Source organism: Chitinophaga sp. GbtcB8 (genome assembly GCF_019091455.1).
Taxonomy (GTDB): domain Bacteria; phylum Bacteroidota; class Bacteroidia; order Chitinophagales; family Chitinophagaceae; genus Chitinophaga.
On sequence record NZ_JAGXJN010000072.1, the window covers coordinates 1 to 8446 of the forward strand.

An 8446-nucleotide genomic window follows, 5' to 3' on the forward strand; every position below is an offset into this window, starting at 1 on the left:
CTGCACATTTGCATATCTGCACATCTGCACATTATAAAAGTTGTTTCTTCTTCCTCGCCATATGCCCCTGCTGATTAGCATCTTCCTCAGATAAAGGGATCGTAAAACAAAAGCTGGTGATCCCCGGCTGGCTGTGGAACCAGATGGCGCCTTTATTCAGCTCCACAAAATCTTTGGAAAGCGGCAGCCCCAACCCGCAGCCTTTTTCATGACGGGTGCCAGGCATGGAATAATAAATATTGGAGAATACTTTATGCTGATCTTTATCTGGTATGCCAACACCATTATCCTGCACACATATTTCCAGGTAAGTACCTTTAATATGCGCCAGCACCTCAATATTTCCGCCGCCGGGCGTGAACTTAATGGCATTGCTGATCAGGTTGCGCAGTACCAGCTTCATCATATCCGGATCGGCAAATACCGTTACCGGCTGCTGTAAATGATGGGTAAGGGTTACCTCTTTCTGCCGCGCCAGGGATTGCAGCAATTCAATCTCCCGCCTTACCATCCCGGTAAATTCAAATTCATCCGGTTTGGTGCGGATGCCCTTCATCTGCGAGCTGGCCCAGTTCAGCAGGTTATCCATCATGTAGGCGGTATTTTTCATATCGCGCCAGAGGTCATCCGCAAAAGTGCGGAATTCCTCTGTTGACATTTTCCGGTCGCGCAGCAGGAACAGCATGCCTTCCAGGATGGCCAGGGGAGAGCGCAGGTCATGCGAGATCACAGAAAAGATCTTGTCCTTCACCTGGTTTAAGCTGCCCAGCTTCACATTCTGCTCCATGATAATGCGGTTCTGCTGAGATACTTCCTCGTTCTTACTATTCAGCTGCCGGTACAGCTCCTGCTGCCGTTTGTATAAGCGGTACAGCATCACCGTGATCACAAGCAGGATCAATAATAAGAACGCGCAGACCGCTACCAGTATACGCTGCTGGTGAATGGTGGAAAGGTGTATTTGCTGTGCGGCTTTCAGCAGATGGTTTTCCCGCTGCCGCTTTTCAGATTCATATTTTTCGCGGGTATTGGCAATAGACAATGCCTTTTCTACCGCAAAATATTTTTCCTTCAGGGAAGTGTAGGTATTATAGTGCTGCAGGGCTGTAATATAGTCGCCCCGTGAAGAATCCAGCTGCGCCAGGTACTGGTAATAGATCATTTCATTCTTCGCATTCTTCTGGCTAACATTCACACGGGCGGCTTCTTCCAGCTGGCCGGCAGCAATGGTATAATGCTGCAGCAGGGTATTTACCTTGGCCAGGTTAAGCCATGATTTACCAATGCCTGCCTGGTTTTCAGTGGCCTTATAATAACCCATGGACCTTTCCAGGTATTGCTGGGAAGTTTCGTACTCGCCTTTCTGCAGGTAGATGAGCCCCATATTTTCATAGGTAAAACCCAGTCCCCGCGTATTGCCCATGCTCAGTTTCAGGTGTTCCGATTCACGCAGGAAGTATAATGCAGAATCCAGCTTTTGCAGCTGCATATAACAGGAGCCAATGTTATTCAGCGTTTTGGCAATCTCGGTCTGCTCATTGAACTGCTTCTTTATTTTTAAAGAGCGCTTCAGGTAGGGGAGTGCCTGTACAGGATTGTTCTGCTCTATTAAAATATTACCGATATCATTATTGAGGATGCCTGTCATATGCAGCTGACCGTTCTTTTCAGCCAGTCGCAGTGCAGTGAGGGTCATATCCATCTGTTTATCCAGGTTGCCCCTGGTATTTTCTACCAGCGCCAGGTTGCGGGTAGCCAGTATGGTGCCTTCCGTGTATTGCAGGCTGTCGCTCAGGTGCAGGGCTTCTGTAGCATAGAGCGTTGTCTTTCCCGGGTCGCTGGTAAAATATACCCGGCCCAGTTTATTCAACAGCTGTACCCTTACCGTATCCCTTTGTGCATGCGTATACAATGCTTGCTGCAGGCTGTCGGCAGGGTTAGCCGGTGGCATAGTAAAACCCAGGTTTACCCGAAAAGAAAAAATACAGGTAAGTACCAGGTATAGGAAAAAATGTACTCTCATGTATGTCCCGGTGGTTAATCAATAAAAGGTCCCCAAAGCAATGGTTATTAGTGGATTATAACCATTCGACGAATAAAAATACGGCTAAATGCCCAGGAATCAAAAATAAATGGACCACCGGCGGCCTTTATTGTATAGCTGGCAAACAGTTAGTAATGAGCTATGAATGATTAATAATTTAATAACCACTATCTTATGAAGTAATCATGTTCCCGCTTTGCTTTTCCGCTTATATTATTATTCATTATTCATTGTTCATTATTAATTAAATATCTTGCGCCCAAATTTTTCCGCCACATGACAGTCAAACGGAATTCCGCCCTGGGGTTCATTTTTGTAACCGTGCTGATTGATGTTATCGGTTTTGGTATCATCATTCCCGTAATGCCCAAGCTTATTGAGCACCTTACCGGTAAAGGCCTGAGCGAAGCTTCCCAATACGGCGGCTGGCTATTATTTGCATTTGCCATTACGCAGTTCTTTTGCTCTCCCATTGTAGGCGGGCTAAGCGACCGTTATGGCAGGCGTCCCGTATTATTACTGGCGCTGCTGGGTTTTGGTTTTGATTACCTGTTCCTGGCTTTTGCACCCACTATTGGCTGGCTGTTCTTAGGCCGTGTAATTGCGGGTGCTACCGGCGCCAGTTTTACTACGGCCACAGCATACATTGCAGATGTAAGCCCCCCGGAAAAAAGAGCGCAGAACTTTGGCTTGGTAGGCGCTGCATTTGGTATGGGCTTTATTATAGGACCGGTAATTGGCGGGCTTTTCAGCCACTGGGGGCCGCGCGCGCCTTTCCTGGCAGCAGCCGCACTAACGTTCATGAATGTACTCTATGGCTACTTCATACTGCCGGAATCCTTATTGCCGGAAAACCGCCGCCCCTTCAGCTGGCAGCGCGCTAACCCGGTAGGTTCCCTCTGGCACCTGTTCCGCTACCCCGTAATAACCGGTTTAATCGCCTCCCTGATCCTGATCTATATAGCTGCACATGCCGTACAAAGTACCTGGAGCTATTATACCATGTTCAAATTCGGCTGGAACGAAACCTGGGTAGGTTACTCCCTGGGCTTTGTAGGCCTGCTGGTAGGTATTGTGCAGGGAGTGCTGATCCGGTGGACCATTCCCAAGCTGGGACAGAAATGGTCTATTTACCTGGGACTATTGTTCTATACTTTCGGCATGCTGTTATTTGGCTTTGCCAATAAAGGCTGGATGTTGTTTGCCTTCCTGGTGCCGTACTGCCTGGGAGGCATTTGCGGCCCGGCTTTGCAGGGTGTTATTTCCAGTGAAGTGCCGCCCACAGAACAGGGCGAGCTGCAAGGCGCGCTTACCAGCTTAATGAGCCTTACGGCCGTAATAGGCCCACCCATTATGACCAACCTGTTTGCCTGGTTCTCCAAACCAACCGCAAAGGTTTATTTCCCGGGTATGCCTTTCGTAGCTGGCGGTATCCTTACACTAACAGCCTTGTTTTTATGCCGCCCATCCCTGGAAGCACATGATCGCAGGACAATTAAAAATGAATAATTAATAGTTAATAAGTACTTCAGGTTGCCTAATATTCAATGATTTAGTATTCGGTATCACAAGTGCTGCATTAATATTCAATAATTTAGTACTTCAATTGCTAATTATCCATTCTTAATTATTAATTACAATGAAACCAATTATCACCATAGAATATTGCCCAAAATGCGGATGGCTCATGCGTTCCGCCTGGATGGCACAGGAATTGCTGACAACGTTCGCCGATGAATTAGGAGGCGTTACATTACGCCCCAGCGAAGTGGCCGGCAGCTTTATTATTTATATAGCAGATGAAAAGCTGTTGGATAGAAAGGAGCTGGGACATTTCCCGGAGATCAAGGAACTAAAGCAGATGGTACGTGACAAGGTGGCTCCCGGTAAAAGCCTGGGTCATTCAGACAGGAAGTAGTAAACAATCAGCATGCAAAAAAGATTAACCGTTATCGTTATACTGCTGTTATCCGTTATGGGAGCAGCAGCGCAGGACACGCCCTATGTGCTTAAGGACACCATTATCCGCCGCCACAGCTTTTTCCCGCTGCCGGTAGCGGGTTATTCCCAGGAAAAGGGGCTGGAAATAGGTGCGGCCATGCTGTATTCTTTTTATACAGATAACAAACACCCGGATCCGCTTACACGTAACTCCACCATTAACCTCATACCTTCCATTACTACCAAAAAACAGTGGAAGATAGATCTGAAAACAGATATCTGGACGCATGCCAATCTATGGCATTTTAAGAGTAACCTGCGTTACCACGATTATCCCATCTACTTTTATGGCATTGGCGATACTACCCATAAGGCAGATCAATCCCTGCTGAACAATAAACGTTATAAGGTACAGCTGGAAGGGGAGCGGCGCATTGGCGGCCACTTTTATGCCGGCGCTTCGCTATTATACCAGCACGATGCCTATGATTCAAAAGACAATAAGGGCATTTACCCCGGGCTGGCGCTGGTGGATAAATCCGGTGGTTACTACACTTTCATTGGCCTCACCGGTATTTACGATAACCGTGATAACCAGAACTACACCACCAACGGCTCCTGGGCACGGCTAAACGTAGCTTATGCGCCTGATATTTTCAGCACCCGCGCTTTGTGGAAGATAGAAGCCCAGGGAAAACATTTCATACCCATCTCCCGTAAAAGCACCCTTGCTTTAAATATTAACTATAGTACGGTGCAGGGCAGCCAGATACCCTTCTACCTCTTATCTGAAATGGGCAACGACCTGCTGATGCGCGGTTACTACGCCGGCCGTTACCGGGATCAGAATTACCTGGCTTTCCAGGCGGAGTACCGTTATTTCTGGGATCCAAAGATCCCTATCAACATCTGGTTTGTGCATATGCAGCCCAAGTTTGCGCTGGTGGCTTTTGGCGGTACCGGCTCCGTATTTAACAATCATAATTTTGATTTTGGCAGCTTTAAGCCCAACTATGGTATTGGCGGCCGATGGTTCTACGATGAAAGCGCCCGCTTAACCATTCGTATGGATTATGGCTGGGGCGAAAAACGGCCCGGCGAACCACGGCAGTCCGGCTTGTATTTGTCACTGGCAGAAGCGTTTTAAGGCTGAACTTTAAGCCTTTAGCATTTAGCTTTTAGCAGGGCAGGGCAGGGGAGAGCATGAAAAAATAATCAAATCAGTTGCCCGGGGAAGATTTATTTAGCATATTCGTATTGTTAATACGTTGGGACCATGAGTGATATATTTTTTTCCGGCAACTGGGAAGGGGAGTACACGTACGAAGAAAATTATTTTCAGGACCGGCGGGACATCTGCGTAGCTTTCAGCATGGATATGGAAGTGAAGGATGGCCTGGTAAAAGGTCATTGCATTGATGATGAAAAGGGCGGAGGCGCCACCAATCCAGCCATTATAGAAGGTTTTATGGAAGGAAATTTCATCAGCTTCCTGAAACGGTATGATCATTTCTGGTACACGGAAGAAAATAACGAAGTTACCCACGTGCCTTCCATACCCTCACATGAAATACATTACAGCGGCTTTTTTGAAGAGGACCTGTTTGCTGGCAAATGGGAAATTACGCGGCAGTATATAGATGGCGATGGTTTTTCCCATGAACTGGCCATCTTTGGCACCTGGACTATGAAAAAGGCATAATTAACTCATTGAAGATCTGACCAGTCAAAAGCTGCATTTTGCGCCGGCGACACAGACTGTTTCAGCAGCACCTGCAAAGCCTTCACCCGGTCCGGGTATTGAGCTGCCAGGTTATGCTTTTCGCCAAGATCCTTATTGATATTATACAGCTCCAGCACTTCCGGCTGATCTTTTTTCTTAAACCGCACCAGCTTCCAGTTATCCTTTAATACGGCCTGTTTTAACAATCCTTCATTGAACTGCCAGAACAGGTGATCATGCTGTTGCCCTTGTGGTTTTCCCTGGATGGCCGGTGCAAAAGATAAACCGTCTGTATTGCCAGGCACAGCGGTGTTCGTTAACCCGCAAAGTGTAGGCAGCACATCCCAGAAAGCCCATACCTGGTTGCTGGTACGGCCTGCCGGCACTTTACCCGGCGCTCTCACGATCATGGGCACACGAATACCACCTTCATATACATCCCGCTTAATACCCCGTAACGGACCGCTGCTGTTGAAATACTCCGGGTCTGCGCCGCCTTCCTTATGCGGGCCATTATCGCTGGTAAAGAAAACATAGGTATCATCTTCCAGGTTTAATTCTTTCAAGAGCTGCATCAGGCGGCCCACATCGGAATCCAGCCTGGTGACCATGGCAGCAAAGGCTGCATGCGGTTGGGGCTGGCTATGATAGGTTCCTTTACCCGTTTGTACAAAAGGTGTTTCCGGCGCAAATTTGCTGCTGCCATCCGCATTCAGGAAAGGCTGCAGGTATTGTTTGGGCAGTAACAGCTCCGCATGCGGAATAGTTACCGGCAGAAATAAAAAGAACGGGCCGTCTTTATGCGCATGTACAAAATCCAGCGCATGCGCCATGATCAGGTCATGACTGTACTGGGAATCCGTGGCCACCTGTTTCAGCTGTTTATTCTTCAGCTCAAATAAATGATCTGTAAAGTAATGATGTGCATGTGTTTGGTTCAGGTAACCGAAAAACTCATCAAAACCTTTGAATTGCGGCGCACCGCTATCGTTCTCTTCACCCAGTCCCCATTTACCAAACATACCGGTAGCATATCCGTTGGCCTGCAGGCGCTGCGCCAGCGTAGTATCTTCCGGGCGCAGGTGCTGGTTGGCATTACCGCGTATATAGGCATGCCCCATGTGGTAGCCGGTCATTAATGCACAGCGGGAGGGGGCGCACACCGGGCTGCCGGCATAAAATTGCGTGAACCGTGTGCCCTGCGCAGCCAGACCATCAATATTTGGTGTGGGGAAACGGCTGCTTTTATTATAACACGACAGGTTACCATAACCCAGGTCATCTGCAATAATAAAAATGATGTTCGTACGCTTGTGTCCGTTAGACGGCTGCTGTGCAACAGCAGTTTGAGCGAAAAAGATCATGGCCAGCAAAACCAGGCGCAGCACCTGTTTGGGTTGAGTATCCGTTTGCATAGTGGTTGTAAAGATTGCTATATTTTTAATCTAGTCTACTACTCAGGTAGACAATATACACATTAAATTTTTGATTTTGCAACGTATAATCGTTAACTTCCAATACGGCCATGTTTATGAGTTAACCAAAACAATATCTTATGAAGCGCATTTCTTTGCTTTGCACGGTTACGTTTATGCTAACCTGCTTTAACCCGTTATTAGCCCAGGATGTAAAAAAGGATTACAACGTTGTACCTTCTTCCAAATTTTACCTGAAAGTTAGCGGCGGTTATTTTTTTAGTGTATTTCCCGGGCAGTTCCCGGATGTAGGACCTTATGCGCCGCATGATGTACGCAGCACCTATAACCCGGCCACAGGCGCCAGCACGGTAGTATCAGACAAAGTTCTTACCGGCTCTTATGGCGCAGGCGCCAGGGGAGGTATTACTTTTGGCTGGTTTTTCAGCAAGTATGTTTCAGTAGAAGCAGCTTTCAATTACTACCACAGCAAGAAGAATCTCATGACCCGGCAGCTTACTACTGTACAAGGCAGTGGCCAGGTAGCCGGTAGTATTGAGTCGCATGGTTATGCCAATGCGCTGGATTTTGCACCCAGCATTGTGATCAGCCCGGGTTATGAAAAAATAAACCCGTACGTACGGTTTGGACTGGTAGTACCTTACTGGGGCCGCCTGCATATTGAAACAGACGCCCAAACCAGCACACCGGTGAGCACGGGTGTTGTGGCGCAAACAACCATTCACCGGGAGGAAGAAGTGCATCCCAACATTACCCTGGGATTCCAGGGTGCGCTGGGTGTATCCATGCCCGTATGTTCGCGGCTGGATGTTTTTGTAGAAGCAGAATACCGCAATGTACCTGCAAAAAGTAAAAAGAAAGAGGTAACAGTGTACGACGAAAAAACAGCTGTAGTGAACCTGGCCACCAACCAGGTTATCAGCACACAGCAACGCAGTTTAAATGATCTGACAACTGCTGAAAGGAATACAGAATATGTAACCACCATTGATCAGAATTCCAATACACCCACCGGGCAAAGCGGGGCTAAAACAACGTATAAGGATGATAACAAGCCCGCCAATGATTTTAAATCTTATATCAATATAGGCGGGCTTGGTGCCAATGCAGGAGTGAGGTGGCGGTTTTAGTTAAACCCTTAGTGCGCCGCGGAATCCCCGGGCAGCATAGTAAGAGGATGCACCGTTATGATACATAAAAACGTGATCATAACGGCGGTCACAAAAGATGGCGCCACCGTGTTTCCTGACCTCAGCAGGTGTTTTCCCCCCGCCCGACGTTTTAGTATCGAAATTTCCAAGC

At 47.7% G+C, this 8446-nt stretch carries 8 protein-coding genes; 5 read left to right on the plus strand and 3 right to left on the minus strand.

The genetic code is table 11. The features are described from left to right. Positions 1–31: 31 nt before the first annotated feature. Complete coding sequence (locus KVT36_RS31165) at positions 32–2023, minus strand: ATP-binding protein (protein WP_217607333.1); 1992 nt, start codon at positions 2021–2023, stop codon at positions 32–34. Between the two features lie 297 nt (positions 2024–2320). On the opposite strand from KVT36_RS31165, the gene KVT36_RS31170 reads away from it, so the two are divergent. The 4 genes from KVT36_RS31170 (at position 2321) to KVT36_RS31185 (ending at position 5687) form a co-directional block, all read left to right on the plus strand. Continuing rightward, a complete protein-coding gene (locus KVT36_RS31170) occupies positions 2321–3553 on the plus strand; it encodes a TCR/Tet family MFS transporter (RefSeq protein WP_217607334.1) in 1233 nt (410 codons plus the stop codon). 130 nt (positions 3554–3683) lie between these two features. Then, positions 3684–3962 (plus strand): SelT/SelW/SelH family protein, encoded by a 279-nt coding sequence (locus tag KVT36_RS31175; RefSeq protein WP_089911371.1) that lies wholly within the window; start codon positions 3684–3686, stop codon positions 3960–3962. A gap of 12 nt (positions 3963–3974) precedes the next feature. Further along, on the plus strand, positions 3975–5132 hold the full coding sequence (locus KVT36_RS31180; RefSeq protein ID WP_217607335.1) for a hypothetical protein: 1158 nt from the start codon (positions 3975–3977) through the stop codon (positions 5130–5132). A gap of 129 nt (positions 5133–5261) precedes the next feature. Further along, positions 5262–5687: a hypothetical protein gene (locus KVT36_RS31185; RefSeq protein ID WP_217607336.1), complete on the plus strand. Its 426-nt coding sequence runs from the start codon at positions 5262–5264 to the stop codon at positions 5685–5687. A 5-nt stretch (positions 5688–5692) separates the two neighbouring features. Here the strand turns inward: KVT36_RS31185 and KVT36_RS31190 are convergent, their stop codons facing one another. Continuing rightward, on the minus strand, positions 5693–7123 hold the full coding sequence (locus KVT36_RS31190; protein WP_254640278.1) for an arylsulfatase: 1431 nt from the start codon (positions 7121–7123) through the stop codon (positions 5693–5695). A 140-nt stretch (positions 7124–7263) separates the two neighbouring features. On the opposite strand from KVT36_RS31190, the gene KVT36_RS31195 reads away from it, so the two are divergent. Beyond that, the gene (locus tag KVT36_RS31195; RefSeq protein WP_217607337.1) at positions 7264–8274 is read left to right on the plus strand and encodes a hypothetical protein; all 1011 of its coding nucleotides are present in this window, start codon (positions 7264–7266) and stop codon (positions 8272–8274) included. Here the strand turns inward: KVT36_RS31195 and KVT36_RS31200 are convergent. Beyond that, a partial coding sequence (locus KVT36_RS31200) for a DUF4256 domain-containing protein (RefSeq protein ID WP_217607339.1) occupies positions 8275–8446 on the minus strand: 172 nt, incomplete at its 5' end.